The organism is Streptomyces sp. NPDC047061 (assembly GCF_040643955.1).
GTDB lineage: Bacteria > Actinomycetota > Actinomycetes > Streptomycetales > Streptomycetaceae > Streptomyces.
This window is the reverse complement of sequence record NZ_JBEYVI010000020.1, coordinates 150,639-177,549: the sequence shown is the minus strand read 5'-3', so window position 1 is coordinate 177,549 and position 26,911 is coordinate 150,639. Positions and strand designations below refer to the sequence as shown.

22 protein-coding genes, 1 pseudogene and 1 riboswitch are annotated in these 26,911 nt (G+C 72.1%); of the genes and pseudogenes, 14 read left to right on the top strand and 9 right to left on the bottom strand.

The window, feature by feature from the left end; genetic code table 11:
* Positions 1-7: 7 nt before the first annotated feature.
* Both ABZ887_RS27175 and ABZ887_RS27170 read right to left on the bottom strand, forming a co-directional pair.
* The gene (locus tag ABZ887_RS27175) at positions 8-4,213 is read right to left on the bottom strand and encodes a hypothetical protein (protein ID WP_361294137.1); all 4,206 of its coding nucleotides are present in this window, start codon (positions 4,211-4,213) and stop codon (positions 8-10) included.
* A complete protein-coding gene (locus tag ABZ887_RS27170; RefSeq protein ID WP_361294134.1) occupies positions 4,210-7,992 on the bottom strand; it encodes a hypothetical protein in 3,783 nt (1,260 codons plus the stop codon). Before ABZ887_RS27170 ends, ABZ887_RS27175 begins: the two co-directional genes overlap by 4 nt.
* 272 nt (positions 7,993-8,264) lie before the next feature.
* Here ABZ887_RS27170 and ABZ887_RS27165 point away from each other — a divergent pair, with 272 nt between their 5' ends.
* On the top strand, positions 8,265-8,603 hold the full coding sequence (locus ABZ887_RS27165; RefSeq protein ID WP_361294131.1) for a DUF2218 domain-containing protein: 339 nt from the start codon (positions 8,265-8,267) through the stop codon (positions 8,601-8,603).
* A 54-nt stretch (positions 8,604-8,657) separates the two neighbouring features.
* Positions 8,658-9,557 (top strand): aminoglycoside phosphotransferase family protein, encoded by a 900-nt coding sequence (locus tag ABZ887_RS27160; RefSeq protein WP_361294128.1) that lies wholly within the window; start codon positions 8,658-8,660, stop codon positions 9,555-9,557.
* 13 nt (positions 9,558-9,570) lie between these two features.
* Here the strand turns inward: ABZ887_RS27160 and ABZ887_RS27155 are convergent, their stop codons facing one another.
* Positions 9,571-10,383, bottom strand: coding sequence for a hypothetical protein (locus ABZ887_RS27155; RefSeq protein ID WP_361294125.1), 813 nt, complete (start codon positions 10,381-10,383; stop codon positions 9,571-9,573).
* A gap of 96 nt (positions 10,384-10,479) precedes the next feature.
* On the bottom strand, positions 10,480-10,731 hold the full coding sequence (locus ABZ887_RS27150; protein ID WP_361294122.1) for a hypothetical protein: 252 nt from the start codon (positions 10,729-10,731) through the stop codon (positions 10,480-10,482).
* Positions 10,732-10,902: 171 nt separating this feature from the next.
* Between ABZ887_RS27150 and ABZ887_RS27145 the strand changes: the two genes are divergently transcribed.
* The 11 genes and pseudogenes from ABZ887_RS27145 (at position 10,903) to ABZ887_RS27095 (ending at position 20,979) form a co-directional block, all read left to right on the top strand.
* On the top strand, positions 10,903-11,034 hold the full coding sequence (locus ABZ887_RS27145; RefSeq protein ID WP_361294119.1) for a hypothetical protein: 132 nt from the start codon (positions 10,903-10,905) through the stop codon (positions 11,032-11,034).
* Positions 11,035-11,176: 142 nt separating this feature from the next.
* Positions 11,177-12,049: a glutathione S-transferase C-terminal domain-containing protein gene (locus tag ABZ887_RS27140; RefSeq protein WP_361294116.1), complete on the top strand. Its 873-nt coding sequence runs from the start codon at positions 11,177-11,179 to the stop codon at positions 12,047-12,049.
* A 77-nt stretch (positions 12,050-12,126) separates the two neighbouring features.
* Positions 12,127-12,250, top strand: a riboswitch (SAM riboswitch).
* Positions 12,251-12,637: 387 nt separating this feature from the next.
* A complete protein-coding gene (locus ABZ887_RS27135; protein ID WP_361294113.1) occupies positions 12,638-13,621 on the top strand; it encodes an amino acid ABC transporter permease in 984 nt (327 codons plus the stop codon).
* Positions 13,618-14,406, top strand: coding sequence for an amino acid ABC transporter ATP-binding protein (locus tag ABZ887_RS27130; RefSeq protein ID WP_361294110.1), 789 nt, complete (start codon positions 13,618-13,620; stop codon positions 14,404-14,406). Before ABZ887_RS27135 ends, ABZ887_RS27130 begins: the two co-directional genes overlap by 4 nt.
* A 63-nt stretch (positions 14,407-14,469) precedes the next feature.
* Positions 14,470-15,495, top strand: a complete 1,026-nt coding sequence (locus ABZ887_RS27125) for an ABC transporter substrate-binding protein (RefSeq protein ID WP_361294107.1) — start codon at positions 14,470-14,472, stop codon at positions 15,493-15,495.
* Between the two features lie 200 nt (positions 15,496-15,695).
* Positions 15,696-15,956 (top strand): annotated as a pseudogene (locus ABZ887_RS27120) (GNAT family N-acetyltransferase); the annotation flags it as partial.
* 43 nt (positions 15,957-15,999) lie between these two features.
* The gene (locus ABZ887_RS27115) at positions 16,000-16,104 is read left to right on the top strand and encodes a putative leader peptide (protein WP_361294104.1); all 105 of its coding nucleotides are present in this window, start codon (positions 16,000-16,002) and stop codon (positions 16,102-16,104) included.
* Positions 16,105-16,170: 66 nt separating this feature from the next.
* Positions 16,171-17,388: an LLM class flavin-dependent oxidoreductase gene (locus ABZ887_RS27110; protein ID WP_361294101.1), complete on the top strand. Its 1,218-nt coding sequence runs from the start codon at positions 16,171-16,173 to the stop codon at positions 17,386-17,388.
* A gap of 21 nt (positions 17,389-17,409) precedes the next feature.
* Positions 17,410-18,783, top strand: a complete 1,374-nt coding sequence (locus tag ABZ887_RS27105; protein WP_361294098.1) for an NtaA/DmoA family FMN-dependent monooxygenase — start codon at positions 17,410-17,412, stop codon at positions 18,781-18,783.
* Entirely contained in the window at positions 18,780-19,862 is a 1,083-nt protein-coding gene (locus ABZ887_RS27100) for an LLM class flavin-dependent oxidoreductase (RefSeq protein ID WP_361294095.1), read from the top strand. The genes ABZ887_RS27105 and ABZ887_RS27100 overlap by 4 nt, the downstream gene beginning before the upstream one ends.
* Positions 19,855-20,979: an MsnO8 family LLM class oxidoreductase gene (locus ABZ887_RS27095; protein ID WP_361294092.1), complete on the top strand. Its 1,125-nt coding sequence runs from the start codon at positions 19,855-19,857 to the stop codon at positions 20,977-20,979. Before ABZ887_RS27100 ends, ABZ887_RS27095 begins: the two co-directional genes overlap by 8 nt.
* Positions 20,980-20,982: 3 nt before the next feature.
* Here the strand turns inward: ABZ887_RS27095 and ABZ887_RS27090 are convergent, their stop codons facing one another.
* From ABZ887_RS27090 to ABZ887_RS27070, 5 genes are all read right to left on the bottom strand, one after another.
* On the bottom strand, positions 20,983-22,053 hold the full coding sequence (locus tag ABZ887_RS27090) for a phosphotransferase (RefSeq protein ID WP_361294089.1): 1,071 nt from the start codon (positions 22,051-22,053) through the stop codon (positions 20,983-20,985).
* Entirely contained in the window at positions 22,050-22,811 is a 762-nt protein-coding gene (locus ABZ887_RS27085) for an ABC transporter ATP-binding protein (protein WP_361294086.1), read from the bottom strand. Before ABZ887_RS27085 ends, ABZ887_RS27090 begins: the two co-directional genes overlap by 4 nt.
* On the bottom strand, positions 22,808-23,569 hold the full coding sequence (locus ABZ887_RS27080; RefSeq protein WP_361294083.1) for an ABC transporter permease: 762 nt from the start codon (positions 23,567-23,569) through the stop codon (positions 22,808-22,810). The genes ABZ887_RS27085 and ABZ887_RS27080 overlap by 4 nt, the downstream gene beginning before the upstream one ends.
* Positions 23,566-24,603 (bottom strand): ABC transporter substrate-binding protein, encoded by a 1,038-nt coding sequence (locus ABZ887_RS27075; protein ID WP_361294080.1) that lies wholly within the window; start codon positions 24,601-24,603, stop codon positions 23,566-23,568. Before ABZ887_RS27075 ends, ABZ887_RS27080 begins: the two co-directional genes overlap by 4 nt.
* A gap of 117 nt (positions 24,604-24,720) precedes the next feature.
* Complete coding sequence (locus ABZ887_RS27070; protein WP_361294077.1) at positions 24,721-25,641, bottom strand: ABC transporter substrate-binding protein; 921 nt, start codon at positions 25,639-25,641, stop codon at positions 24,721-24,723.
* 403 nt (positions 25,642-26,044) lie between these two features.
* On the opposite strand from ABZ887_RS27070, the gene ABZ887_RS27065 reads away from it, so the two are divergent.
* Complete coding sequence (locus ABZ887_RS27065; RefSeq protein WP_361294074.1) at positions 26,045-26,893, top strand: rhodanese-like domain-containing protein; 849 nt, start codon at positions 26,045-26,047, stop codon at positions 26,891-26,893.
* Positions 26,894-26,911: the final 18 nt, after the last annotated feature.

Genomic DNA, 26,911 nt, shown 5'->3' with positions numbered 1-26,911 from the left:
GGCCGCCTCACAGTTCGATGTCGATGACGATGCCGCCGAGCAGACCGCGCCTCGCGGGCACGTAGTCGGCGTGCACCAGCCGGCGGGCCACCGGGACGGGCGTGCCGCCCACGGTCACGGTCTCCGTGGCGGTGTCCGGGTCGCTCTGGTGGAGCTCGTGTTCCTCGACCAGGAACCGGTAGCGGGCGAGCAGTTCGGTGGGCCGGTCGGGGAAGTCGACCGACCAGGCGAAGCCGGTGCCGTCGGCCCGGCAGGTGAGCTCGACCGGGTCGCCGACCGGCGTCCAGTCGAGTTCGTCGCCTGCGGTCAGCTTCTGCAGGGTGGCCCGGACCCGCCGGCTCCCGGCCACCGCGGCCGGCCCCGTGCCGATCCGCCGGCCGAGGTCGTTCCAGGTGGTCGGGCCGGACAGGCGCAGCCGGGCACGGTTGTCGGCCGTGCCGGCGGTCACGGACCGGGGCGGCGGCAGCTGGCCGAACTCGGCGACCACGGCCTTCGACAGCTCGAGACCGGGCAGGGCGAAGGGCTGGTAGCGGGCGACCGCCGGCCGCAGGAACGGGAAGTAGGCGGTGCCCCCGGCCGCGCCCGGGTCCACGTCGATGTCGACGTACCAGAGGCGCCGGTCGGTGTCGTACACCGGTGTGTACGCGGCGACGGACACCGTCACCGGGGTGGTGCCGGTGGACTCGGCGAGCGGCAGGCCGGTGGCCGTGACCGTCGGGTTCGGGAAGACGGCGGCCGACGGCGGGGGCAGGGGCGTGGTGTCCGCCCACACCGGGTCGATGCCCCAGCGGGTGGCGTACTCGTCGGGCAGCGTGCCGGCCGGATCCAGGAGTACGGCGAGGAGTTCGTCGTCGCCGGAGGAGTACCACGGGCGGTTCAGGTAGAGCCGCAGGCCCGCGAGGTGCCGGGTCCTGGTCACCGTACGGGTGTCCCGGTCGACCGCGGTGGACCAGCGGAACGTGGGCACCAGATGGCTGACGTCGGGCGGCTCCGGGCGCCGTGAGCTGGGCACGGGCACCGCGACGCCCGGACCGGTGCGGGTGACGAGTTTCGGGTCGTCGGTGATGGTCGGGTGGAAGTACTCGCGGAACCGGGTCATCGCCGTCGGCGTGTAGGTGAGGTTCCGGTGCCGGGTGTCGCCGAACTCGTGGGAGACGGAGGCGAATCCGAAGTCGGCGTCCGCCGGGATCGTGGTGTCCTCCAGGTGGGCGAGGTGGGTGAAGCGCTGCGGGCCCGCCTGCGTGACGTCGTCGACCCACTCGCTCCAGGCGCCCTCCACGGCCACCGTCGCGGTGCTCTCCACGTGCACCAGCAGGGTGCTCGCCAGCAGCGCGGACGTCTGCTCCGGACCCCGGTCCACGCGCGGCCGGTCCAGCTCCGGCGGGCGCAGCGGCTTCTCCACCGCGTGCACCAGGTCCAGCCGCACCCACGGCGTGAGCAGCCAGTTCTCGCCCGCAGCGCTGAGCCGCGCGACCAGGTCCCGGTCGCGCTGCGGGAGTCCCGCCCAGTAGTCGGAACGGGTCAGCAGCGCCCACAGGTTGAACAGCGGCAGGTCGGCGGGGTCGAGGTAGCAGCTGACGTAGACGCGGGCGGTCTCGCCCTTCGTGAGATACACGGTCAGCCGGCGCCACAGCGGGTTGTCCTCGACCCGTGGTTCGTCGTCGCCCTCCTCGATGCGCAGCACGAACGGCCTGGCCTGCGGCCAGGGGCCGGTGAAGGGGAAGAGGTGGTCGCCGGTGGTGCCCGGCAGTCCGCGCAGACAGACGCCGCGGGCGAGCGGGTCCGGCAGGTAGGGCAGCAGCAGCTGATCGCGGTCGTGGATCACGAACTCGCCGGTCTTCAGGCCCGCACCCCGGTGGGCCAGCGGCAACGCGGTGAGCGGCTCGGTGTCATGGACGCTGTGCTTGGCCACCCGGATCTCCCGGAACCGCAGCAGGTCGGTGCTGGAGTCGGGGTCGTCCGGGTCGCTGACCACGGTGTCCAGGAACGACCCGGACTCCCGGGCGGCGGAGGCGAAGTAGCGCCGGCGCACCTCCTCGGTGACGTCCGGGCCGAACGCCGCGTCGTAGCAGCCGTGTTCCTCGGCCATCCGCAGCGCGCACTTGGGCGGTGCGATGTGCCGCTCGTCGCGGTAGCCGTAACTGCGGTCCAGGTGGTCGACGCCGGTGTCGATGCCGTGGTCCGGGACGTCCGAGCGCCGCACGCTGTACGCGAGCGCGGAGACCTCCGTGCCGTCGTCCTCGACGGTGCTCCTGATTACCAGCCGCTCTGCCGACTCGCCTTCGTTGAAGGGCTTCGACGGTACGACCACCGGCTGCGGCACTGGCTCCCAGCGCCGGTAGGTGACCGCCGGGGTGGCCGTCTCCGCGGGGGTCTCGGCGGTGTGGTCGAGGCTGTTGCCGGCCAGGTCGACGGCGCGTGCCCGCAGCCGGTAGGTCCGGCCGTAGCGCAGCGCGGGCAGGCTGCCGGGCTGGGCGGTGAACCGGGTCTCCAGCGGTACGTCCGGGGAGACCTCGGGGGCCACCGCCTCCGGCCGGTCGCTGAGGCCGATCGTGCGGCCCGGGCGGGCGGCGACCAGGCTCCAGCCCTCCCAGCCGAACAGCGCCTGGTGGCCGTAGAGTTCGTCGGCCCCGGGCGACTGCCTGGTCACCGCGCTGGTCTTCACGTGGCCCTCGTCGGGCCGGACGGCGAGCGGCACGGGCGCCTCACCGGGGCGGCGGACGGTGTAGGTGCCCTGGCGCCGGCACAGGGAGTGCCAGCTGTGCACCTCTCCGGTCGGGTCGGCGACACCGACGTCCACCCGGTAGCCGCGTACCAGGTCCTCGGCGTGCAGGACGGGGTCGGCGGTGCCTGCGGTGCGCTCGCCGTCGGCGCCGATCCGGCCGGCCAGCCGGTGGTCGCCGTCGGCGCACAGCACGGTGAGGCCGCTGCCGCGGGCGGCCGGGGTGCCGGTGCCCAGCTGTTTGCGGGCCGGTGCCGTGTCGTCGAGCGGGCCCTGGTCCAGCGCGTCGAGCGCCCGGGCGTAGTCGACGTGCTTGAGCGCCGCGCCGTCCACATCGAGGTCGGTGACCCGGAAGGCGTCGGAGCCGAGGTCGAGCGTCCGGCCGCGCAGGACGCCCTCGTCGGCGGACAGGGGCTCGAACCGGCTCCCCGCCCGGTAGCGCAGCCTGGTCGCCGGACGCAGTCCGGGGGCGTGCAGCCGGTCCCGGTCGGGGTGCCCGGCGAAGGAGACCTGGACCGCGCCCTCGTCGGCCAGTCCGGGCGGTGCGGTGAAGACCAGGTCCAGGACGAGTCCGAACCTGCGCTGCAGCTCGGGGTAGTCGGCGAGGAGGGTGCACGCCTCGTGGAAGTCGACGCGGTGCGGCTCCGGTGCGGGCTGCGGGGCGGCCGTCCGCGCCGCCGGGGCCGGGGTGCGATCGAAGAAGCGGTGGGCCTCGGCGAACGCGAAGGTCCTGGCCTGCGCCTCGTAGTCCGGGTTGCCGGTGCGGCGCATGACGCGCGGGGTGTACGGCGACGAGCCCGCGGCCGCCTCGGCGCTCCCGGCGCTCCCGGCGCCGAGCAGGGTGTCGAGGGCGCGATAGGCCTCGCCGGGGTCGAGCGCGAAGTCCCGCACGCCCGGTCCGATCAGGTCCAGGACCGCGCCGGGCGCCGGGAACTTCCAGCCCTGGTCGAGATCCGGGTCCGGCGGGCCGCACTCGCTCAGCTCCTGTGCGGCGGCCTCCAGGCGCAGGCGCTGGGCGGTGGTGGCGACCGCGACCTCCCGGTACAGGCCGGTGACCTCGGTGTGCACCGCGGCCGCCGGATAGGAGCGGAGGGTCTGCTGAACCGGACCGACCGGGCCACCCGGACCGGCGGCGGCCCCGGTGGTCTGCTGCCCCGGCGGCCGTACCGGGGTGCTGTCGCGGAACAGCGCGGTCCAGGCCCCGCTGTCCGCGGGCGGGAACCGGTCGGTGCGGGCGACGGAACCGGCCGTGGCGATCACCGGGCCGCCCGGACTGCCCGGACTGCCGTAGAAGTCGAGGGACAGGTGGTTGACGAGGCCGTGCAGTGCGGTCGGCCAGTCGCGCATCCCCTCGTAGTCACCGAGCCGCGCGGACCCGGTGAGCAGCGGGGTGACCAGGACGGAGACCCGCAGGAGGTCGTGCCCGGCCGGGTCCTGGCCGGCGATGCCGTCGGGGAGCACGGTCCAGCGCAGGGCGCGTTGTGCGGTCACGGGGTCACCTTCGCGAAGGCGGTGCAGTACTCGGACACGGGATCCCGGTCCGCTCCGGTCACCGGGTCGGGGTAGAGGGACATCAGGTCGGCGAACGAGGGCGGGACGAGCGGTGGGGGATCGGTGGCCGGGACGAACCCCCCGGCCAGGGGTGCGGGAGCCGTGCCCGAGCCCGCGAACCGCTTCTCGCAGGTGATCTCCACCGACGCGGAGAAGAACCCGATCTCGATGCTGATCGACAGGGTGGCCCGGCCGACCGCGTAGCCGTCGCTGTAACCGAGCTCCAGATACAGCTCGATGGAGGCGGAGACCAGGCCGAGCACGTCGACCTCGCCGCGGGCCCGCAGATAGCCGACCAGCTTCACGCCCTTCGCGGTGTCCAGCCGGAAGTACACCCCGGCCATCACCGAGAGACTTCCGCTGGCCACCCCGAAGTTCATGGACACCGCGGCGCCGAACTCCAGGGCCGCCTCCAGCACGGTGATCTCCTGGGCGGAGAGCACGATGCCGAAGTACCCGCCGCCGCCCAGCATGGACACGGTCAGCCGGAACGGCGCCTCCCGGCGGCAGAACGCGAATCCGACCTCCAGCGCGCTGCCGAGGAACGGCACCTGGAGGGAGGCGCCGAGCGCGAGGTTCTCCAGGCTGAAGACGCCGACGGCCAGGTTCGGCAGCGGCATCGAGTAGTTCGCCGTGATGCCCGAGGAGGTCACCTCGACGGCCGGCGGATCGCTGAAGCCGTCCAGCGGGATCAGCTGCCGCAGGGTCTCCACGAACGACAGCTCGCCCACGAACCGGACGTGCCCGAACTTCACCTCGATGTCCGGCTTCCTGCCGATCCGCATGGTGAAACGGATCAGCTCGAAGTGGAGTTCCAGGCCCTGGAGCACACCGGGCACCAGGAGCAGATCGAAGTCGGACAGCGTGCAGGTCACGTCGGCGCCCTGCGGGACGCCCTCGCTCAGCGCGCCGCGCCGGTCCACCACGAGGGTGAGGTGTCCCGCGGCCTGCTCGTCGGAGAGCCGGAAGAGGGTGTTCGGGGCGTCCGGCCAGTCCTTGAGGTCCGGGGCCCATTCCATCCTCGCGTTCACCACCTCGGCGAGCTTGGCGCCCCTGGCGGCGAGCTGGACCGCGTCCTTGAGGGCCAGGGCACCGCCGACCGTGTCGTCCCAGGTCGCCACCTGCTGCTGGACCCGTTCCAGGACGGCCCGGACACCGGGGTCCGTGGCGGCGGGCAGCACGGTGCGGAGGTCGGTCAGCGCCGACGAGAAGACGTGGAACGCGTTCTCGACGTCCTCCAGCCCCGGTGCCTGGTCGTCGCCCTTGAGCGCGCCGACGACGAACTCCACCAGCGTGTCGGCGAAGATCGCCGCCGCGTCGGTCGTCCTGATCACCCGATCGGCGATCTCCGGGAACTGCCGCTCCAGCGCCGAGGTGAGCCCGCGCACCCGGCGCAGGTCGCCCAGGAACCCGGTGACGGCGTCGACCGTCTCGGAGAAGAAGTTGGGCGCCTGGAGGTTGTCCAGGCCGGTCGCCTCCAGCAGGTCCACCAACGGGATGACCCCGAACAACCGGGCGTTGGCGCCGAGCAGTTGGCCGAAGAACGCCGTCGGTTCGAAGCGGCCATCCGCGATCGCGGACCAGTCGTGCTCCAGGACGTCCGCCGCGTCGGCGCCCGCCGAGTCTGCGTCTGTCGCGTCTGCGCCCGCCACGCGGGGCAGTTGGGGCGCGGCGACCGGTCCGGTCAGCCGGGAGACGCCGGCCACGTCGAAACTCGGTGTCACCAGGGCCCCGGACCGGTCGGCGGCGTGGTGGAAGGACAGGGGCGCGGTGTAGAGGACGAGTTCGGCGAACAGCTCGCCGCGGTTGCCGTCCTCGAACGCGTGCTTCGCGTACGGGGCCGGGTAGCGCAGGGGCAGCGCGGACCGGAATCCGCTCAGCGACCGCACCTGCGGCAGCACCGCGCGCGCCCAGCGCAGCCGGGGGACGAAACGGGGGGCCTCCTCGCTGTCCCCGGCCAGCAGTTCGCCGGTGGTCTCCATGCCCCAGACGGACTCGGCGAGTTCGAGCGCGGTGTCGCCCGGCGAGGTGCTCGGTGCCATCGCCACCGACTGGCCGCGCAGGGCCGCGGTCACGCGTCCGACGGTCGTGGTCTCGTCCGGTGGGCCCGAGGTGGGGCCGGTGTCCTGGCGGTTGTAGTGGTCGGCGACGGCGGTCACGGCGTCGGGGGACTCGTGTGCCGTCTTCCCCAGGAACAGCAGCGGGACCTGGAACTCGACGAGCCTGCCGTCCCGGTCTACGGCGCTGACGGCGAACCGGAAGGCGTCCTCGGGGCGCGCCGGGTTCTTGCCGCTCGCGACCGGGAAGAAGGCGTGCTCGCCCGGCAGGATGCCGTCGAGGTTGACGGGTTCGGCGAGATCCGGGGTCACCTGGGTGAGCAACTGCACGCTGGTGAAGGGGAACAGCAGATGCAGCCGGTCCCGGGGCTCGGCACCGGGGCCGAGCACCTCCCGGTCGTAGGTGACGACCGGCTCCCGTACGACGACGAACATCCGCTGGCAGAGATAGGCGCCGTGGTCCGGACGGCCGGGGTCGAACTTGCGCTCGGTGACCTTGACCAGCTCGGCCCGGTGTCCGAAGGGGCACAGCCGCCCGGCGTACATGACCCGTACGTAGTGGTCCCGGCCGAGTGCCGCGCGGTGCCGCCACTGGGTGACGTCCAGCCCGGCCGGCGGTTTCGGCCAGCGGCCGAGCGAGTCGAGGCCGCCGCCGAGGGTGGACAGGGTCAGGCCGCGGACGTCCACCGGCTCGGGCGGGCGGTCGCCGGTGAGCGCGAAGTCCGAGGTGAGGTGGACCAGTTGGTGGCGGTCGCGGGAGTCCAGCGGCATCCGGAACTCGTACCGGCCGGGCGGGGGCAGGCTGATCCGGCCCGGTACGAAGTCGGGGTCCCGGGTCCACACGGCCCTCGCGGTCTCCTGCCGCAGCCGGGTGTACCAGAGGGCGATGCGCTCCTGCGGCTGCGCCGGGCCGAGCGCGGTGGTGTGCGTCCAGCGCGCGTCCTGGGTGGGGGACAGCAGCAGCCGGTACGGCAGTTCGATGCCGGTGCGCGGGTCGGCGGGGTCGGCGAAGGGGTTCTGCGGGCCCGGCGGTGGCTGTGGCGGGCCGGAGTGCGCCGACCGCGGCGGGCCGGCGTGGGCCGACGGCACTGGGGCGGGGTGCGGTGTGCCGAGGGGGCCGGTCAGCGCGGCCAGCGCGGTCTCCTCGCCGTACCGTGCGGTGAGTTCGGCCAGCGCGCGGACCGCCCGCAGGACGTGCTCGGCGGGCCGGCCCGCGAGCGCCTCGGCGAGCCGGGCGGTGGCGGCGGTGGGCGCGGCCGGTGCCACCGCGGCGTCGACCACGCGCAACGGCAGGGTGCGCATCGCGGTCAGCAGGCCGGTGGCGGAGTAGTCGATCCGGTCCTGTGCGCCGACCACGAAGACCAGCGTGCTGCGCCCGGCGATCCGCGCGAGCACGGGCGGGGCCGGGTGGGGTTCACCCGTTCCCGGTTCGTCCTCGGCCGGCAGTCCGGGGGCGGCCTCGAAGAACGCCTGCTCGGTGAGGTGCTGCGGTCCGAAGTCGACCACCAGCCGGCCCTCGACCGCCGGATCGGCTCGCTGGAGTGTTCGCCTGCCGAACGGGGAGGCGTCCAGGCGCAGCCCCGGGAAGCTGAATCGCAGATCCAGCAGATCGTCCGTACGTAACAGCCTGATGGGTGCTGGAGTGGGATTCGTTGAGGTCACCAGCCGCTCCTGCCCAGGTGAAGGGAGTCCGCCCCGGGCGATGACCGTAGCCTCGGTCCGACATGTAGATCAATGTGTAAATTCACCCGTAAGGGTGATCGTGTGGTGATGTGCATCCGGATGAGTGAATGAGGTCCATGGGTCTTGACAGTCTCGGTGACGCGACCCGAATGCAAAGCTTGCGGTGTCCGGTACGGCGCCGCACCCCCCGTCCGGACGTAGCGTGAGCCCGTCACCCATGCCCGTCCTCGCAGCAGCACCGGGAGTCCCAGATGGCCCGCTCCGAAGCCCGCGTCCCCACCGACCGCCCCGCCCGCTATGCCAAGCAGCTCGCCTCGCATCTCGGCCGCCGCTCGCAGACCACCTGGGACGAGGAGACCGGCACCGGCGGCATCGTCTTCCAGAACGGCACCGGCACCCTCACCGCGACCGAGGGCGCCCTGTTGCTCACCGTGGAGACGGACCCCGAGAACCTCGAACTCCTGGAGGGCGTGGTCGGCCGGCACCTGGTCCGCTTCGGTACCCGTGACGAACTCGTCGTCGCCTGGCACCGCGACAACGGGGAGCCGGGCACCACCCAGAGCAACCCCGGTGACCCGATGCCCCACTGAGCCGACCGGAAACGGGTTTGACGCTCGTCGGCGGCAGGCGGTCGGATGACGTCGATGAACACAGAGCAGATGCATCCCGGTACGCATCCCATCGACGACGACCTCGTACGGCGGCTGATCGCCGGGCAGTTCCCCCAGTGGGCGGGTTCGGCCGTCGAGCGGATCGCGTCCGGTGGCACGGTCAACGCCATGTTCCGGCTGGGGGACGACATGGTCGTACGGCTGCCGCTGGTGCAGGGTGGGGCCGGGGACGTGTCGAGGGAGCGGACCTGGCTGCCCGGACTCGCGCCGCAACTGCCCACGTCCATCCCCGAGGTGCTCGGGAACGGGGAGCCCGGCGAAGGGTATCCGTGGCCGTGGTCGGTGTACCGGTGGCTGGCGGGGGAGAACCCCCGGGCGGGAGCCCTGAACGAGCCGGTGCTGCTGGCCGAGGATCTGGCCGCGTTCGTGGCGGCGATGCGGAGCGTCACCCTGCCAGGTGCGCCGCAGGCCCATCGTGGCGGGCCGATCGCCTCGCTCGACGCGCAGACGCGGGCCGCGATCGAGGAACTGCGCGGAATCCCGGAGGAGGGCGTCGACTGCGATGCCGCCGCCACCGTGTGGAAGGAGGCGCTCGGGGCCCCGGACTGGGACGGGCCGCCCGTGTGGCTGCACGCCGATCTCATGCCGGGCAACCTGCTGGTGGACGGTGGCAGGCTGACCTCGGTCATCGACTTCGGGTGCGTGGGGGTGGGCGATCCGGCCTGTGACCTGTTCCCGGCGTGGAACCTGCTGCCGGCCGACGCGAGGGAAGCCTTCCGCGAGGCGCTGGACGTGGACGACGCGACCTGGATCCGCGGCCGTGGGCGGACGCTCTCGCAGGCGCTGATCGCGCTGCCGTACTACCGGAGGACGAACCCGGCGATGGCCGCCAACGCCCGGCACGTGATCCGGACGGTGCTGGCAGAGGGCTGAGGCCGGACAGCCCCTAGTCGAACTGGCTCGGCAGCGGTGCCGGGGTCTTGCCGGACAGGACTTGCTCGAGGCGCTGGTCGCCGTTCTGGACGGCCAGGGCGGTGCTGTCGTGGTCGACGCCGGAGAGGCCGCCGTTGGTGACCGCAGCCCCTGAGGCGCCGACGCGGAACGCCACGACGTCCAGGGTGGTCGTGGCGGGCTGCCCGTTCGAGGTGCCCTGGACGGTGACCGTGAGCGCCGCCAGCGCGTCGGCCACCTTGGGCGGTTCCTTGTACTCGACGACCTGAACGGTCCGCTTGCTGCCGTCCGATCCGGTGGCCGTGAACTGGTTGCACTTCTCCGGGAGCCCCTTCAGCCAGTCGATGGTGGCGTCCATCTGGGCCTGGCCGTAGTCCCCGACCTGGTACAGCATCCGGGAGTCGTCCGAGGTGAAGCCGCGCAGTCCGGAGGCGCCGGTGGCGCGGCCCAGCAGGGTGTCGGAGTAGAGGCTGTCCAGCAGCCGCTGGCAGTCGGCGGCGTCGGCCTTGCCGGTCAGGAAGTCGGCGACGTCGACCTTGCCGACCAGCAGCTGGTTGCGCCAGGTGGCGGCGTCGTTGGCCAGCTGCCAGTCGTCCTCGATGTCGGCCGGCGTGATCAGCGCGGCCTGCGCGCCCGCTCCGGTGAGGGCGGGGGTCGCCGACGGGGAGGCCGGACGCTCGGCGGCGGGGGAGACGGCCGCGGCCTCGGGGGAGCCGCTGTCGCCCGAACAGGCCGCCGCCGTGGCGAACAGCGTCCCCGCCGTCAGGGCCGTGGCGAGAACACGCGCGGGTCGGGACGGACGGTTCATCGCGACTGCCTCCTCGGGAACGCGGTAGGTCCCTCCACGCCACCACCGCCCGTGAGTGCCGACCACTCGCGCGTGCCATTCGGGTGAGTGTCATGATCAGGCCGCCGCGATCCGTACCCGCCGGCTGCCGCAGCGCGGGCACACCGCGTCCGTGAGCGGCGACGGTACGGCCCGGCCGGCCTCGTCGACGTACTCCAGGGTGCTCTGCAGGTCGGGGTCGGCGACCGGGTCGGTGAAGAACACCGCCTGGAAGGTGGCCTCCCAGCCGTGTCCGCACCGCCCGCAGTGGAACGCGAAGGTCTCGGGCACGGCGCCGGGCACGGGCCCGGGACCCGGGGGCTCGGTCATCGGTTCCGGCTCCTGTCACTAGGCCTCCGTCGGCCTCCGACACCCAGCGCACCGCCCCGCCCGTCGGGAGGCAAGTCGGGGCCGGGTGTCCCAGGCGTGGACGCCCCCTTGACGCCGGGCGGAGGCCGATCGACACTCCAGATGGGAATCCTAGTGAAAAGGTAGGGAAAGATGGGTCGCCTGCGCACGCTCACCGGCAGACACCGCCGCGAGAGCCCCGCGCCCTGGGCCGGCCCCCTGCTCACCTCCCGCCGCCACATCGACCTGCTGCGGGTGTGCGGCGCCACCGGCCGCAGAGGCTGAGCACCCGATCCCGGCCGTACGGGCCGAGCGCCCGCCCGCCTGGACTCACCAGGACGCACCGGAACCCACTCAGATCCCACTGAACCCACCGCCGAACGCTTCCGCCGCGCGTACGTCCGCGCGCCCGCCCCTGGGGAGACGCATGTCCATCGCTCCACTCACCGCCCTGCCCTCCGTCCGCACCGCCCCCGCCTTCCGGGGCCGCATCGGCCGGGATGCGCGCAGCGGCCACTACGCCGTGCCGCGCCGCTATCGGCTCCACCTCTCCACCGCCTGTCCGGACGGCCTCCGGATCGCCGTCGGCCACAGCCTGCTGGCCCTGGACGACTGTTGTCCGGTCACCTTCCTGCCCGCCGTCCCGGACTGTCCCGACGGCAGCCATCCGGCGCTGCGCCCGCTGTACGAGGCCAGCGCCCACCACTACTCGGGACCGGCACTCGCGCCGGTGTTCAGTGACGACTGGTCCGGACGGATCGTCAGTACCCACAGCCGGGACATCCTGCGCGACCTGGACCAGCACTTCGGCGACGGCGTCGCCCGGCTCTACCCGTGCGGTGCCGAGGCCGAGATCGAGGCCGTCGAGCGGCTCTGTGCCGAGGACATCGAGCAGGCCGCACAGCGGGCCGGCCGCGAGGGCGGCGACCCGGAGGCGCTTGAGGTGCTGCTCACCGCCCTGGACGGTCTCGAGCGCCGGCTGACCGGCGTGGAGTTCCTGGTCGGTGGTCAACTCACGGCCGCAGACATCGAGTTGTGGGTGACCCTGGTGCAACTCGACACCGTGCACCGCAACCACCTGGACGCCGCCGCCGTGCACGCCATCGCCGGCCACCCGGTGCTGTGGGCCTACGCCCGGCGGCTGGCCGCCCACCCGGCCTTCGGCGTCCACCTCGACCTCGACGGCATCGCCCGCCGCCACCACGGCCGTTGCCAGGGCCTGGAGGCCGCCGGCGCGGCTGTCCAGATCCTGGACTGGGCGGGTCACGCGGCGGACGCTCCCGGCGTTTCGCGCAGGTGAGAGCGGCCCGAACCGTTTCGCCAGTCGGACAGGCGTTGACATTCGTTCGGGCAACTGCGTTACTTACGCACCAGAACGGTCAAGAGCGTCAGCGTCAAGCCCTGGCTTGCTGACCGGCAACCCTCGCATCGCGGTGGGGTGCCCCAGGTGACGACCGGACCGACGACGTTTCGGCAAGCGACGATTCGGTAAGCGCGAGGCCCCCCGGGGCCGGCACGACAGTGACAGGTGACGGACATGTACGCAGCTTCCAGGACGGCCCAGCGCCGCGCCGAGGGCTGCGTACGCCCGTACCCGAGCCCGCTCGTCGCCGACCGCGCCGTCGACCTGCTCCGTGTCAACAGCGCCCTGTGTAGCGCGTGTACCGCACCGGGCTGTGCCCGCTGTCGGGTCTGACCAGGCCTTTCCGCCGGTTTCCCGCAGCTTCGCACCCCAGCGTCCCCGTCGAGACACCGGCCGCCCGGTGTGCCGCCGTCCGCCCAGCCCCCGTGCCCGCGCGCCTCCGCGCACCGTGCCGTGCCCGAACACGGCCCGGTGCGCGGCCTCCGCCGTGGGACACGTGGGCGTCCGACTCCGCCGGAGCCCGCCATGAGTGAACCCCCAGGCGCCACGATCGCCGCCCCCGAGGCGCCCCCCGCAGCCGACGAACCGTCAAAACCCCTCGCCGCACAGCGAGTTCTTCCGCTGCGCAGGCCCGGACGATGGATAGCCACCGCCGTCGTCCTGGTCCTCGTCGTCCAGTTCGCCCACGGACTGGCGACCAACCCCTTCTACCAGTGGGACCGCTTCGGCTACTGGTTCCTGCGGCCGACCATCCTCGACGGACTGGTCATCACCCTCGAAGTCACCGCCTACAGCGCGGTGTTGGGCCTCCTCGGCGGCATCCTGCTCGCCCTGGCCCGGCTCTCCAGGAGCCCGGTGCTGCGCGCGGTCAGCTGGACGTACGTCTGGGCGCTGCGCTCCATACCGCTCATCGTGGTCCTGCTCTTCCTCTACAACTTCAGCGCCCTGTACAAGACGTTGAGCATCGGCGTCCCCTTCGGGCCGGCCTTCTTCTCCTTCGACGAGTCGAAGCTCGCCACCGACATGGTCGTCGCCGTCATCGGCCTCAGCCTCAACGAGGCCGCCTACGCCGCCGAGGTGGTCCGCGGCGGCATCCTCTCCGTGGACCAGGGCCAGCACGAGGCGGCCGCCGCGCTCGGCCTGCCCAAGGGCTACCAGTTCCGGAAGATCGTGTTCCCGCAGGCGCTCAGGTCGATCACCCCGAACTACGTCAACCAGCTGATCGGCTTGATCAAGAGCACCTCGCTGGTCTTCTACGTCTCCCTGCTCGACCTGTTCGGCTCCGCGCAGAGCATGGGCTCCACCTATCCCGGCGACATCGTGCCGCTGCTCCTGGTGGTGACCGTCTGGTACCTGATCCTGACCAGCGTCGTCTCCGTGATCCAGTTCTACGTCGAGCGGTACTACGCCCGGGGCGCCACCCGCACGCTGCCGCCGACCCCCCTGCAGAAACTGCGCACCGGTCTCACCGACCTGCGCGCCCGCATCCGCCGGGAGGCCGCGGTATGACCATCACCGACACCCTGGAGACGGCCCCGGCCGCCCTGGAGATCAACGGCGTCCACAAGTGGTACGGCACCCACCGCGTCCTGGACGGCATCGACCTGACCATCCGCCCCGGCGAGGTCACCGTCGTCCTCGGCCCGTCCGGCTCCGGCAAGTCCACTCTCCTGAGGGTCGTCAACCACCTGGAGAAGCCCGAGATCGGCCATGTCAGCATCAACGGCGAGCCGATCGGCGTGAAGCGGCAGGGCGACCGGCTGAAGGAGCTGAGCGAGCGCGCCATCCTGGCCCAGCGCGGCCGGATCGGCTTCGTCTTCCAGAACTTCAACCTCTTCCCGCACCTCACCGTGCTGGAGAACGTGGCTGCCGCCCCGGTCGCCACCGGAAAGCTCAGCAAGCCGGAGGCCCAGGCCCTGGCCAAGGAACTCCTGGAGCGGGTCGGTCTCGGCGAGCGCATCGGCGCCTACCCCCGCCAGCTCTCCGGCGGCCAGCAGCAGCGGGTGGCCATCGCCCGCGCCCTCGCCCTGCGCCCCGGCGTGATCCTCTTCGACGAGCCGACCTCCGCCCTGGACCCCGAACTCGTCGGTGAGGTCCTCGCCGTCATCAAGGACCTGGCGACCAGCGGCACCACCCTCGTCATCGTCACCCACGAGATCGGCTTCGCCCGCGAGATCGCCGACCGGGTCGTCTTCATCGACGGCGGCCGGATCGTCGAGCAGGGCCCGCCCTCCCAGGTGCTCGACAAGCCGCAGCACGAGCGGACCAGGGACTTCCTCAGCAAGGTCCTCTGAACCGCCGTACCCCCAGATCTCCCCCCACGTCTCTCTCATCTCACCCAGTCACAAAGGACGACCATGCCTGCCCACTTCACCCGACGCAGCCTGATACGCGGCATCATCGCGGCGACCGCGGTCGCCTCCCTCGCCACCGGGCTCGCCGCCTGCGGGGGCGACAGCGACGCGGCCACCACCACCTCAGCCGCCAAGACCGGCGAGGTCGTCGTAGGACAGGTCTCCAACGGCGCCGCAACCCAGACCACGATCAAGGTCTCCGAGGTCAAGTCCATCAGCGCCGAACTGCCCGACTCCGTCAGGAAGAGCGGCAAGCTCGTCATCGGCGAGGGCGCCCTGCCCGCCGGGTTCCCGCCGCTGGCCTACGTCGGCAGCGACCAGAAGACCCTCACCGGCTCCGAGCCCGACCTCGGCCGCCTGGTCGCCGCGGTCTTCGGCCTCAAGTCCGAGATCCAGAACGCCACCTGGGAGAACATGTTCGTCGGCATCGACAGCGGCAAGGTCGACGTGGCCTTCTCCAACGTCACCGACACCGAGGAGCGCAAGAAGAAGTACGAGTTCGCCTCCTACCGGCAGGACAACCTCGCCTTCACCGTCCCGAAGAAGAGCACCTGGAACTTCGACGGCGACTACGAGAACCTCGCCGGCAAGACCGTCTCCGTGAGCGCCGGCACCAACCAGGAGAAGATCCTCCTGGAGTGGAAGAAGAAGCTGGAGAGGGAGGGCAAGAAGCTCACCGTCAAGTACTTCCAGGACAGCAACAGCGTCTACCTGGCCCTGTCCAGCGGCAAGATCGACGCCTACCTCGGCCCCAACCCCGGCATCGCCTACCACAACAAGCAGACCGAGAACACGCCCAACGCCACCCGCACCGCGGGCACCTACTCCGGCGCGGGCGCCAGCCTCCAGGGCCTGATCGCGGCCACCGCGAAGAAGGACAGCGGCCTCGCCAAGCCCCTCGCCGACGCCATCAACTACCTGATCGAGCACGGCCAGTACGCCCAGTGGCTCAAGGCCTACAACCTCTCCAACGAGGCCGTCGCCAAGTCCGAGGTGAACCCGCCCGGACTGCCCCTCGACAACTCCTGATCCCTGTCGAAGAGCAAACCCGCTGGTTGAGAAAGGACTTCGCCTCCGTGACTCTCCACACCGGCCTTCGCGGAGGCGGAGCCCCTCCCGCTCCGCGCACGTCCCCGCTCGACAACGCCGCCTGGTCGGCCCTCGCCGGCCCGCACGCCCACCTCGCCGAGCGCAGCGAGATGGGGGTCCCCCCGGCCGAAGGCTGGGGGAGGCTGCGGCCGCCCGGCTGGACGGAGATCAGCGCCGTCTGCACCGACCCGGAGCACCGGGGCCGGGGACTGGCCACCCGGCTGATCCGCGCGGTCGCCGCCGGGATCCGGGAACGCGGCGACACCCCGTTCCTGCATGCGGCCCCGGGCAACGCCAACGCGATCCGGCTCTACGAGTCGATCGGCTTCACCGAGCGGCTGCGCGGCCGCACCCTGCTGGTGCGCAGCCCGGGAACAACCACGGAAACCGGTCGGTTGTGACTCACGACGAGATGTACGCGGAGCAGGCCGGAAGATCTGGGAGGTGCGGGCCGTGACACGTGTCCCCAGCCCCAGCCGCCGTACCGTCCTGCACTCACGGCCGCACATCGACCTCCAGCGCGTGGCCGGCGCGCTCTGTTGTTCCTGACCTGCTGTCCCAGCTGCGCCCCTCCCTCCGGCGCGCCCTCGTACGGACCCTCAGGAAGGCACCCCTGTGTCCTCATCTCCCGCTTCCCACCTGCACCTCGCCGTCGCCCTGGACGGCACCGGCTGGCACCCGGCGTCCTGGCGCGAGCCGGTCGCCCGCCCCCGCGACCTGTTCACCGCGGGCTACTGGGCCGACCTGGTCGCCGAGGCCGAGCGCGGCCTCGTCGACTTCGTCACCTTCGAGGACGGCCTCGGCCTGCAGTCCTCGCACTACGGCGAGCTCGACGGCCGCACCGACCAGGTCCGCGGCCGCCTGGACGCCGTCCTGATCGCAGCCCGGATCGCGCCCCTGTCCAGCCACATCGGCCTGGTGCCGACGGTGATCGCCACCCACACCGAGCCGTTCCACATCTCCAAGGCGATCGCCACCCTGGACTACGTCAGCACCGGCCGCGCCGGGCTGCGGGTGCAGATATCCGCCCGCCCGCACGAGGCGGACCACTTCGGCCGGCGCGCCTTCCCGCCGATCGACCTGGCGGAACTACGGTCCCCCGCCGGGCAGGAGCGGCTCACCGAGCACTTCGACGAGGCCGCCGACCACGTCGAGGCCGTGCGCCGGCTCTGGGACAGCTGGGAGGACGACGCCGAGATCCGGGACGCCGCCACCGGCCGCTTCATCGACCGCGACAAGCTGCACTACATCGACTTCGAGGGCCGCCACTTCAGCGTCAAGGGCCCCTCCATCACCCCGCGCCCGCCGCAGGGCCAGCCGCTCGTCACCGCCCTCGGCCACCAGACCGTCCCCTACCGGCTGATCGCCCGCCAGGCCGACGTCGGCTACGTCACCCCGCAGGACGCCGCCGACGCCCGCGCCATCGTCGCCGAGATCCGCACCGAGCAGGAGGCCGCCGGCCGGGCCGGGGACACCGTGCACGTCTTCGGCGACCTGGTGGTCCTCCTCGACGACGACCAGGCCACGGCTGTCGCCCGCAAGGAACGCCTCGACGCCCTCGACGGCGGCGCGTACACCAGCGACGCCCGCATCTTCACCGGCACGGCGGCCCAACTCGCCGATCTCCTCGAAGAGTTCGCCGCCGAGGGCCTCACCGGTTTCCGGCTCCGCCCCGCCGTCCTCGGCCACGACCTGCCGCGCATCACCGCGGACCTGGTCCCCGAACTCCAGCGCCGCGGCCGCTTCCGCACCGCCTACGAGGCGGACACCCTGCGCGGCCTGCTCGGGCTCGCCCGCCCCGCCAACCGCTACGCCGCCGCTGCCACCGCCTGAGCCGGAAGGACCGCACCCGACATGAGCAAGCCGCTGAAGCAGATCCACCTGGCCGCGCACTTCCCGGGCGTCAACAACACCACCGTGTGGAGCGACCCGGCCGCCGGCAGCCACATCGAGTTCAGCTCCTTCGCGCACTTCGCGAAGACGGCCGAACGCGCCAAGTTCGACTTCCTGTTCCTCGCCGAGGGCCTGCGACTGCGCGAACAGGGCGGGAAGATCTACGACTTGGACGTCGTCGGCCGCCCCGACACCTTCACCGTCCTCGCCGCGCTGGCCGCCGTCACCGACCACCTCGGTCTCACCGGCACCATCAACTCCACCTTCAACGAGCCCTACGAGGTGGCCCGCCAGTTCGCCAGCCTCGACCACCTCTCCGGCGGCCGGGCCGCCTGGAACGTGGTCACGTCCTGGGACGCCTTCACCGGCGAGAACTTCCGGCGCGGCGGCTTCCTGCCGCAGGACGAGCGCTACTCCCGCGCCAAGGAGTTCCTCGCCACCACCCACGAGCTCTTCGACTCCTGGCACGGCGACGAGATCCTCGCCGACCAGGCCACCGGCACCTTCCTGAGCGACGCCAGGGCCGGCTCCTTCGTGCACAAGGGCGCCCAGTTCGACATCCACGGCCAGTTCAACGTGCCACGTTCCCCGCAGGGCCGCCCGGTGATCTTCCAGGCAGGCGAGTCGGACGAAGGCCGCGAGTTCGCCGCGTCCGGTGCCGACGCGATCTTCAGCCGGTACGCCACCCTCGACGCCGGCCAGGCCTTCTACACCGACGTGAAGTCCCGCCTCGCCAAGTACGGCCGCCGCCCCGACGAGCTGCTGATCCTGCCCGCCGCCAGCTTCGTCCTCGGCGACACCGACGAGGAGGCCGAGGAGATCGCCCACCAGGTGCGCCGCCAGCAGGTCAGCGGGGCGACCGCCCTCAGGCACCTGGAGTTCGTCTGGAACCGGGACCTGTCGTCGTACGACCCGGAGGGCCCGCTGCCCGACGTCGACCCGCTGGTCGGCGAGGACCACATCTCCCGGGGCCGCGCGCAGGTCCGGATGTACCGCGACCCGGTCGCCATCGCCCGCGAATGGCGTGAGCTCGCCGAGGCCAACAAGTGGTCCATCCGCGACCTCGTGATCAACACCGGCAACCGGCAGACCTTCGTCGGCTCCCCGGCCACCGTCGCCCGCACCATCAACGACTTCGTGCAGGCCGACGTCTCCGACGGCTTCATCCTGGTCCCGCACATCACCCCCGGCGGCCTGGACACCTTCGCCGACACGGTCGTGCCGCTCCTCCAGGAGCAGGGCGTCTTCCGCACCGAGTACGAGGGCACCACCCTGCGCGACCACCTCGGCCTCGCCCACCCCGACGAGCCCCGGGGCGAGCGGGTGGCGTCGTGAGGTTCCTCGCGATCACCCTGATCGTGCACCGCCCGGATCCGGTCACGGGGCGACAGAAGTCCACCCACGACCGGTTCCGCGAGGTCCTCGACAACGCCGTACTGGCCGAGGAGTTGGGCTTCGACGGCTTCGGGGTGGGGGAGCGGCACGAGCGTCCGTTCATCTCCTCCTCCCCGACGGTCGTGCTCAGCCACGTCGCCGCGCTCACCCGCCGCATCCGGCTCTTCACCGCGGTCACCACCCTGAGCCTGCTGGACCCCGTCCGTGCGTACGAGGACTACGCGACCCTCGACCACCTCTCCGAGGGCCGCCTCGACCTGATCATCGGCAAGGGCAACGGCTCCGCCCAGCGCGAGCTGTTCCATGTCACACCCGAGGACCAGTGGGACCGCAACGCCGAGAGCTACGAGGTGTTCCGGCAGCTGTGGCGGCAGGACAAGGTGACCGCGAAGACCCGGTTCCGGCCGGAGCTGACCGACGCCGAGGTCTGGCCGCGCCCCTACCAGCGGCCGGTCCGGGTCTGGCACGGCAGCGCCACCAGCAAGGAGTCCGTCGACCTCGCCGCCCGCTACGGCGACCCGCTGTTCTCCGCGAACGTCACCAACCCCGTCGAGCCGTACGGCGAGTTGGTCCGGTACTACCGGGAGCGCTGGGAGCACTACGGCCACGACCCGGCGGACATCGCGGTCGGCGCGGGTTCGGCGGGCCTCCTGGTGGCGCCCACCAGCCAGCAGGCGCTGGCCGCCTACCGCCCGGTGTTCGAGGCGAACCTGGCCTTCTTCCGCCGGGCCGGGCTGCCGGTCGTCTTCGAGACCCTGGAGGACTTCGTCGAGCGCAGCTCCGCGCTCATCGGCAGCCCGCAACAGGTTATCGAGAAAGTCCACCGCTACCACGAGCAGTTGGGCCACACCGTCCTGCATCTGCACGCCGACGCCAGCGGACTGACGGACGCTCAGCACCGCGACTCGCTGGAGCTGTTCCAGTCGGCGGTGGCCCCGGTCCTGCGCAGGGACATCCCCGACCCACCGTTCCCGTGGGCACCCGTACACCCGGCCGCCGAGGAGCCCGCCCATGTCTGACATCCCGCTCGGCGTCCTCGACCTGGTGCCGATACCGAGCGGTGCCACCGCCGCCGACGCCCTGCGCAACTCCGTCGAACTCGCGCGGCGTACCGAGGAGTTCGGCTACGCCCGCTACTGGTTCGCCGAGCACCACCTCAACCCCGGGGTGGCCGGCACCTCCCCCGCGGTGGTCCTGGCGCTGACCGCCGCCGCGACCTCCACGATCCGGCTCGGCTCCGGCGCCGTACAGCTCGGACACCGCACCGCGCTGTCCACAGTCGAGGAGTTCGGCCTCCTGGACGCCGTCCACCCGGGCCGCCTCGACCTGGGCCTGGGCCGCTCCGGCGGCCGCCCGCCGGGCGAGAAGGCAGCCGCGCCGACGGCGACCCCGGTGGTCGACGGCCGGGCCCCCAACGGCCTGGTCGTCCCGCCCCGCTTCTCCTTCGCCCACCTCCTCCGCTCGCCCCGGTTCGCGCTCCACCGCAAACTGCTCCTGCTGCCGAACGCCGAGTCCCAGGACTACGCCGAACAGATCGACGACATCCTCGCGCTGCTCGCCGGGACCTACCGCACCGAGGACGGCGTCGAGGCCCACGTCGTCCCGGGCGAGGGTGCCGAGGTCGAGGTGTGGATCCTGGGCAGCAGCGGTGGCGAGAGCGCACAGGTCGCGGGCGAACGGGGGCTGCGCTTCGCCGCCAACTACCACGTCAGCCCGGCCACGGTCCTGGAGGCGGTGGACGGCTACCGCGCGTACTTCCAGCCCTCGGACGTCCTCGACAAGCCGTACGTCAGCGTCTCCGCCGACGTCGTGGTCGCCGAGGACGACGCCACCGCCCGCGAACTCGCCACCGGCTACGGCCCCTGGGTCCGCAGCATCCGTACCGCCGAGGGCGCCATCCCCTTCCCCACCCCCGAGGAGGCCCGGGCGCACGTCTGGACGGACGAGGACCAGGAGCTGGTCCAGGACCGCCTCGACACCCAGTTCGTGGGATCTCCGCAACACGTCGCCGACCGCCTGGAGCAGCTCCAGGAGGCCACCGGCGCCGACGAGTTGCTCATCACCACCATCACCCACGACCAGGCCGACCGAGTCCGCTCGTACGAACTCCTCGCGGCGGAGTGGCGCCGGCGCTGAGACTCACACCTGCGCGGCCACCAGCTCAAGGAGCCGGTGGCCGACCGTTCCCGCAAACCACTCGGCGTGGCCGACGTAGTACGCGTAAGCCAGCCGGGCGTTCTCCCGTGACCGGGTGACGCCGTGGAAGTAGTCCAGCTCGGACAGGGCGAACTCGGCGTGGACCAGGGGGAGAAGGGCGGGCAGGGCAGCCGACTCGGCGGCGGTGAGCGGGCGTACCGACTGATATCCCCGGAGCAGTTCGACCGCGTGCTTCTCCTGGACCGGGCGGTCAGGGGCCAGCCACTGCACGGTGTTGCGTTCCAGGGCGGTGGCCAGGTCGTGCACGGCGGTGGTGCGGTCGCTCATGCCGAAGTCCAGGACCGTGGCGACCTCGCCGGCCTCGTCCCAGAGGAGGTTGGAGGCGTGCCAGTCGTTGTGGGTCCACAGGGGGGTGAGACCCGGGAGGTGCGGTGCCAGTCGCTCATGGAGCGGGAGCAGCACGCGGTGGGTGTCCTCGTGCCAGGGGCAGTCCGCCAACGCTCGTGCCAGCCGCGGACGTTCGGACAGGTACGTGTTCAGCGCGGCCCACGGGTCCGGATCCGCGAACACCGTGAAGGAGGCGACCAGGGGCTGCGGCGAACGGCGCGGTGCGTCGAAGCCCTCGGCCGCCAGGTGCAGCCGGGCCAGCGCCTCGCCGGCCGCCCGGGCATGGGCCGTACCGAGGAACGGTGACCAGGACAGCGCGTCCCGGTACAGGTCGGTGCCGGTGCCTGTCGAGTGGACCTCGTACGTCCACTCGCCGCGCTCCACCAGGTCCAGTACCTCCACCACGGGTGCCCCTCGCTCCCGCAGGTGACGGAGAAACGCGTGCTCCTCCGCCAGACCCCGCGGGGTGCGTACGGAGACGTGGTGCCGTTTCACGAACAGTCGCCGTCCGTCCCGTTCCACGACGGCCGCCGCCGACAGCGGGCGCGGACTGCGCCACACCACCCGGGCCGGACCGGTCACGGCGGTTGCCTCGGCGTCGGTCAGCGGTGGCCAGTCCGGTTCGACCGGCTCGGTGCCCAGGCCGTGGGCGAGATGCGAACTCATGGCGTCCGCACCGCCGTTGTGCCGCGCAGGGCGTCCAGGATTCGGTGTTCCGTCGCCGCGAACTCCGGCGCCGTGAAGTCGTCGGCGCCGCGCGGCCGGGGCAGCGGGACCTCGACTCGGTCCACCACCGTGGCCGGGCGCGGGGACAGGACGTGGACGGTGTCGGCGAGCAGCACCGCCTCCCGGATGTCATGGGTGACCAGGACGACCGTCCAGCGGTGCCGCTGCCACATGCCGGCCAGCCATAGCTGCATCTCCGTGCGGGTCAGCGAGTCCAGCGCGCCGAACGGCTCGTCCAGGAGCAGCACCGGCCGCTCCAGGACCACCGTGCGCAGCAGCGCGGCCCGCTGCCGCATGCCTCCGCTGAGCTGCGAGGGATACGCCTTCTGGAAGCCGTCGAGGCCGAAGTCGGCGAACAGCGCGTCGGCCCGCGCCCGTGCCTCCTTCTTCCGCACGCCCTGCGCCTCCAGGCCCAGTGCGGTGTTGTCGAGGACCGTCCGCCAGGGGAACAGCAGGTCCTTCTGCGGCATGTAGGCGACCTTGCCGGACGCCACCCCGGCCGGTTCGCCCTCCACCAGCACCTGTCCCGCGGTCGGCCGGTCCAAGCCGGACACCAGGTTGAACAGGGTGCTCTTGCCGCTGCCGCTGGGACCGATGACGGCGGCGAACTCACCCTGCTCCACTGTGAGTTCGAGATCCCGCAGGACCTCCAGCGAACCGAAGGACCTGCCCACGCCCGCGATGCGCAGACTGCTCATTTCCCGGCCTTCCGTTCCCAGGGCAGCACCAGCCGCTGCAGCAGACAAGTGGCCCCGAACAGCGCGATGCTCAGCGCTGCCGTCACCGCGACCGCCGCGAACACCAGGTCGGTCCGGAACGCGCTCTTCTGGGCCTGCATGTAGATCCCGAGCCCCGACTCGGCGCCCGCGTACTCGGCGAACACCGCGCCGACCACGGCGTAGGTGATGCTCACCCGCAGCCCCGCGAAGAAGTACGGCATCGCGCTCGGCACCCGCACCAGCCGGAACGCCCGCCACCGTCCGGCGCCGAGCGAGCGCAGCAGCCGCATGGCCTCCCGGTCGGTCGCCGCGAACCCGGCGGCGAGGTTGGCGGCCAGTGGGAAGAACGTCGTCAGCGTCACCACCAGCATCTTGGGCAGCAGCCCGAACCCGAACCAGATGATCAGCAGGGGCGCCACGGCCACGATCGGGATCGTCTGCGAGGCGACCAGGAGCGGGTAGAGGCCCCGGCGGGCGGCGGCGGAGAAGTCCAGCACCACCGCCACCAGCCAGGCCGCCGCGAACGACAGGGCGAAGCCGAGCAGCGTCTCCTGGAGCGTGGGCAGCGTCTGGTCCCACAGGTCCTGCCGGTTCGCCCAGCCCTGCTCCGCCACCCGGGCGGGGGAGGGCAGGGTGGTCGGGTCGACCCCGGCCGCCGTCACGTACAGCTGCCAGCCACCGACGACCACCGCGAGCACCAGCAGGGGCGGCCACAACGACCGCAGTACGGACCTCACTTGGTGTCCGGGAGGTAGGCGTTGGTGAAGAAGGCCGAGGTGTCCGGCGCCGTGGTGAGCTTCTTGCCGTTCGCGTCCACGAGCAGCCCGGCGTCGTACTCGAAGTCGGCGAAGGCCTTCCAGCGGGCGGCGCTCTGGGTGCCGATCGAGCCGTCGGCGCCCTTGTAGTACTCCTTGGCCAGCAGCTGCGAACTCTCCTTCACCAGCGTGGTGTTGGTGAGCACGCTCTTGTTGGCGGCGATGAGCAGGTCGGCGGCCTGGTCGGGATTCCCGGCCGCGTAGCGGTAGCCCTTGTCGACGGCCGCCAGGAACTTCTTCGCCACCGCCGGGTTCTTCTTCAGGAACTGGTCGGAGGACGCGATCAGTGTGGAGTAGATCGCCGGGAAACCGTAGTCGGAGAGCTGGAAGTCCTTCAGCGGCTTCCCGCTGAGCTTCGCCTCCAGGCCCTCCCAGGTCGGCATCGGCATCGCGAAGTCCGCCTTGCCGGCGTACAGCGCCGCGTACGCCGAGGTGTTGAGGGTGACCTGCTTGAAGTCGCCCGTGCCGCCCGCGTTCTTGATGACCTTCTGGAGCAGCGGCTTCTCGTAGGGGGCGCCGAACCCGGCGTACGTCCTGCCGTCCAGGTCCTTGGGCGAGGTGATGTCGGTGCGGTCGGCGCGCACCGAGACCGTCACGTCCGTCTTCTGCGTGACGGCGTAGACGGAGGTGATGTCCTGACCGGCCGCGCGGGCCGTGGTGACGCCCTCCTGGTAGGAGATGCCGAAGTCGGCCTTGTGGCTCGCTATCAGCGTCTCGGGTGCGGTCGAGCCGTAGGGCACGATCTTCAGGTCGATCCCGGCGTCCTTGAACCAGCCCTTGGTCTGGGCGACGTAGATGCCGGTGTGGTTGGTGTTGGGGGTCCAGTCCAGGGCCAGGGTGACGGTGGTGGTGCCGTCCTTGGCGGCCGCCGTGGAGTCGGCGTCGGCCGAGCAGGCGGTGGTGACGGCGAGGAGTGCCAGGGCGGCGAGGGCCGGCAGCGCGGTGCGGCGGAGCATGGTGGAGGGTCCTTCGTACGGGGGAGGGCAGTCGGGCGGCGGTGCGGGGCGGTCAGGCCCGACACAGCGCGCTGTCCGTCCGCTTGAAGTCGACGGCGAGCCGCCGGGTGAGCAGGGTCATGCGGTCACGTCCAGCAGGCTGTTGGTGAACGACCGGTCCCAGTCGTGGTCGTGGGCGATGGCGCCGTTCTCGGCGAGCCAGTGCGCGTAGGGGCCCATCCGGCCCTCGTCGATCACACCCCAACGGCCCTGCGGGTCCGTCCACGTGGGCGCGATCAGGGCGAGGGAGCGGGCGATGAGCGGACGCGGGAAGTACGGGATGACCCGCTCCAGCATCTCCAGCGTGGCGTCGGGCTCGTCGGCGGAGGTGGCGTATCCGCGGGCCGTCACGGCCAGGAAGTCCCTTACCAGGGAGGGCTGTTCGTCGAGCAGCCGCTCGCTCGTGCCCAGCAGGTAGCTGTGGTAGCGGGGCGCGCCTATCTCGTCGACCGGCCAGGTCAGCCGGCTGTGCTCGGGCAGGTCGCCGCGCAGGGCGTCCCAGGACCAGTAGTTGCCGAAGGTGGCGTCCGCCTCGCCGGCCTCGATGTCGTCCACCGTGAGCTCGCGGGAGCCCGCGTCGAGGGTGATCACCGCGTCCGGGTCGCCGCCGTCCGCCGCCACCAGGTGGCGGACCATGGCCCGCCCGCGCGGGGTCGGGTTGTAGGCGAGACGCCGGCCAGCCAGATCGCGGGGGCGGGTGATGCCGGTCGAGGTCGTGGTCTGGATCGCCTCCAGACCACGGTGGTTGACCGCGGCGACGGCCACCAGTGGCTGGCCGAGGGCCGCCCGGCGGGCGAGCAGCCGGTTCGGCGGGAAGATCCCGAAGTCCACCTCGCCCCGGGCCAGGTACTCCAGGGTGTCCCCGCGCCCCGGGTCCTGCACCACCAGCTCGACGTCCAGTCCCGCGGCCGCGTACCCGTCGCGGGCACGGGCCACGTACAGACCGGCAGAATTCGGCCATGGATGGAAATAGTCGAGCATGACCCGGATGTGCGGCATGGGAGTACTCCGAAAGCGGCGCGCGGGGGCGCGCGGGGATGAGCGGGGTGATGGAGGTGAGGGAGGCGGCGGTCAGAAGGACCGGCGACAGCACGCGCGACAACAACAGGAGCGGGCAGCGTGGTGGAACACCGGGGGCCGCGGCTCGACTGCTGTGGACACGTGAACTCCTACGCGGGGCGCATGGCGCTGCTGGTGCGGTCGGCGTCCCCATGGGGACCGTGTCCGCCGCTGCGGCACACGGATCCCAGACGCCCTCTCAGCCCGGTCGGGGAGGGGCTCCCGCGTAGATGGCCGAAACCATAACCGCAGCTCCCGCCCGCTGTGCAAGCCGCGTCCGCGATATGGGATGCGGATGCCCGATCGGTGAGACGTCCAGGTCGCGGGCGTACGATCGCCCGCCATGACCACCCTGCTGCCCGGCCCCCTGGTCGACGAGACCTGGCTCGCGACCCACCTGGACGACCCCCGGCTGGCCGTCCTCGACGCCACCGCGCTGCTGCCCTCGCCCCGCCACGACGGCGACCACCGCGCCGCCTCCGGCCGGGCCGGCTGGGCCGAGCGCCACGTCCCCGGCTCCCGCCACGCCGACCTCACCGGTGATCTCTCCGACCCCGAGGCGCCGTACCACTTCGCCGTCCCGGCGCCGGACAAGCTCGCCGCCGTACTGGCCCGGCTCGGTGTGGGGGAGGGCAGCGAGGCCGTCGTCTACGACACCGGGGGCGGGATCTGGGCCGCCCGGGTGTGGTGGATGCTGCGCGCGATCTCGGTACCGGCCGCGGTGCTGGACGGCGGCCTGGCGGCGTGGGAGGCGGCGGGGCGGCCGGTGGCCACGGGGGACGAGGTCCCCGGACCCGCCGCCGTGCCGGTGACGCCGGTGCCGCGGCCCGGGCTCTGGTCGGACATCGAGGAGGTGGCGGCGATCAGCAGGGGGGAGCGGCCGGGGGTACTCGTCTGTGCGCTGCCCTCCGGGGGGTTCGCCGGGTCGGTGCCGACGCGGTACAGCCGGCGGGGGCACATTCCGGGGAGCGTCAGCCTGCCGGGACGGGGGCTGCCGCCAGCCGAACTCCAAGAGAGCGTGCGGGAGTTGGGTGACGCTTCGCCCGTCGTCCTCTACTGCGGTGGGGGGATCTCGGCGGCGGGGGCGGCGCTTGCGCTCACGCTGCTGGGCCGGGAGGACGTGTCGGTGTACGACGGTTCACTTGAGGAGTGGTCCAAGGACCCTTCGCGGCCGCTGGAGTTGGGCGGCTGAGGGGTGGGGTGGGGCGGT

Coding starts and splice junctions, on each gene's coding strand:
- ABZ887_RS27165 (WP_361294131.1), top strand. CDS start 8,265: ATGGCCCGCTCCGAAGCCCGCGTCCCCACCGACCGCCCCGCCCGCTAT.
- ABZ887_RS27160 (WP_361294128.1), top strand. CDS start 8,658: ATGAACACAGAGCAGATGCATCCCGGTACGCATCCCATCGACGACGAC.
- ABZ887_RS27155 (WP_361294125.1), bottom strand. CDS start 10,383: ATGAACCGTCCGTCCCGACCCGCGCGTGTTCTCGCCACGGCCCTGACG.
- ABZ887_RS27150 (WP_361294122.1), bottom strand. CDS start 10,731: ATGACCGAGCCCCCGGGTCCCGGGCCCGTGCCCGGCGCCGTGCCCGAG.
- ABZ887_RS27145 (WP_361294119.1), top strand. CDS start 10,903: ATGGGTCGCCTGCGCACGCTCACCGGCAGACACCGCCGCGAGAGCCCC.
- ABZ887_RS27140 (WP_361294116.1), top strand. CDS start 11,177: ATGTCCATCGCTCCACTCACCGCCCTGCCCTCCGTCCGCACCGCCCCC.
- ABZ887_RS27135 (WP_361294113.1), top strand. CDS start 12,638: ATGAGTGAACCCCCAGGCGCCACGATCGCCGCCCCCGAGGCGCCCCCC.
- ABZ887_RS27130 (WP_361294110.1), top strand. CDS start 13,618: ATGACCATCACCGACACCCTGGAGACGGCCCCGGCCGCCCTGGAGATC.
- ABZ887_RS27125 (WP_361294107.1), top strand. CDS start 14,470: ATGCCTGCCCACTTCACCCGACGCAGCCTGATACGCGGCATCATCGCG.
- ABZ887_RS27105 (WP_361294098.1), top strand. CDS start 17,410: ATGAGCAAGCCGCTGAAGCAGATCCACCTGGCCGCGCACTTCCCGGGC.
- ABZ887_RS27095 (WP_361294092.1), top strand. CDS start 19,855: ATGTCTGACATCCCGCTCGGCGTCCTCGACCTGGTGCCGATACCGAGC.
- ABZ887_RS27090 (WP_361294089.1), bottom strand. CDS start 22,053: ATGAGTTCGCATCTCGCCCACGGCCTGGGCACCGAGCCGGTCGAACCG.
- ABZ887_RS27085 (WP_361294086.1), bottom strand. CDS start 22,811: ATGAGCAGTCTGCGCATCGCGGGCGTGGGCAGGTCCTTCGGTTCGCTG.
- ABZ887_RS27075 (WP_361294080.1), bottom strand. CDS start 24,603: ATGCTCCGCCGCACCGCGCTGCCGGCCCTCGCCGCCCTGGCACTCCTC.
- ABZ887_RS27070 (WP_361294077.1), bottom strand. CDS start 25,641: ATGCCGCACATCCGGGTCATGCTCGACTATTTCCATCCATGGCCGAAT.
- ABZ887_RS27065 (WP_361294074.1), top strand. CDS start 26,045: ATGACCACCCTGCTGCCCGGCCCCCTGGTCGACGAGACCTGGCTCGCG.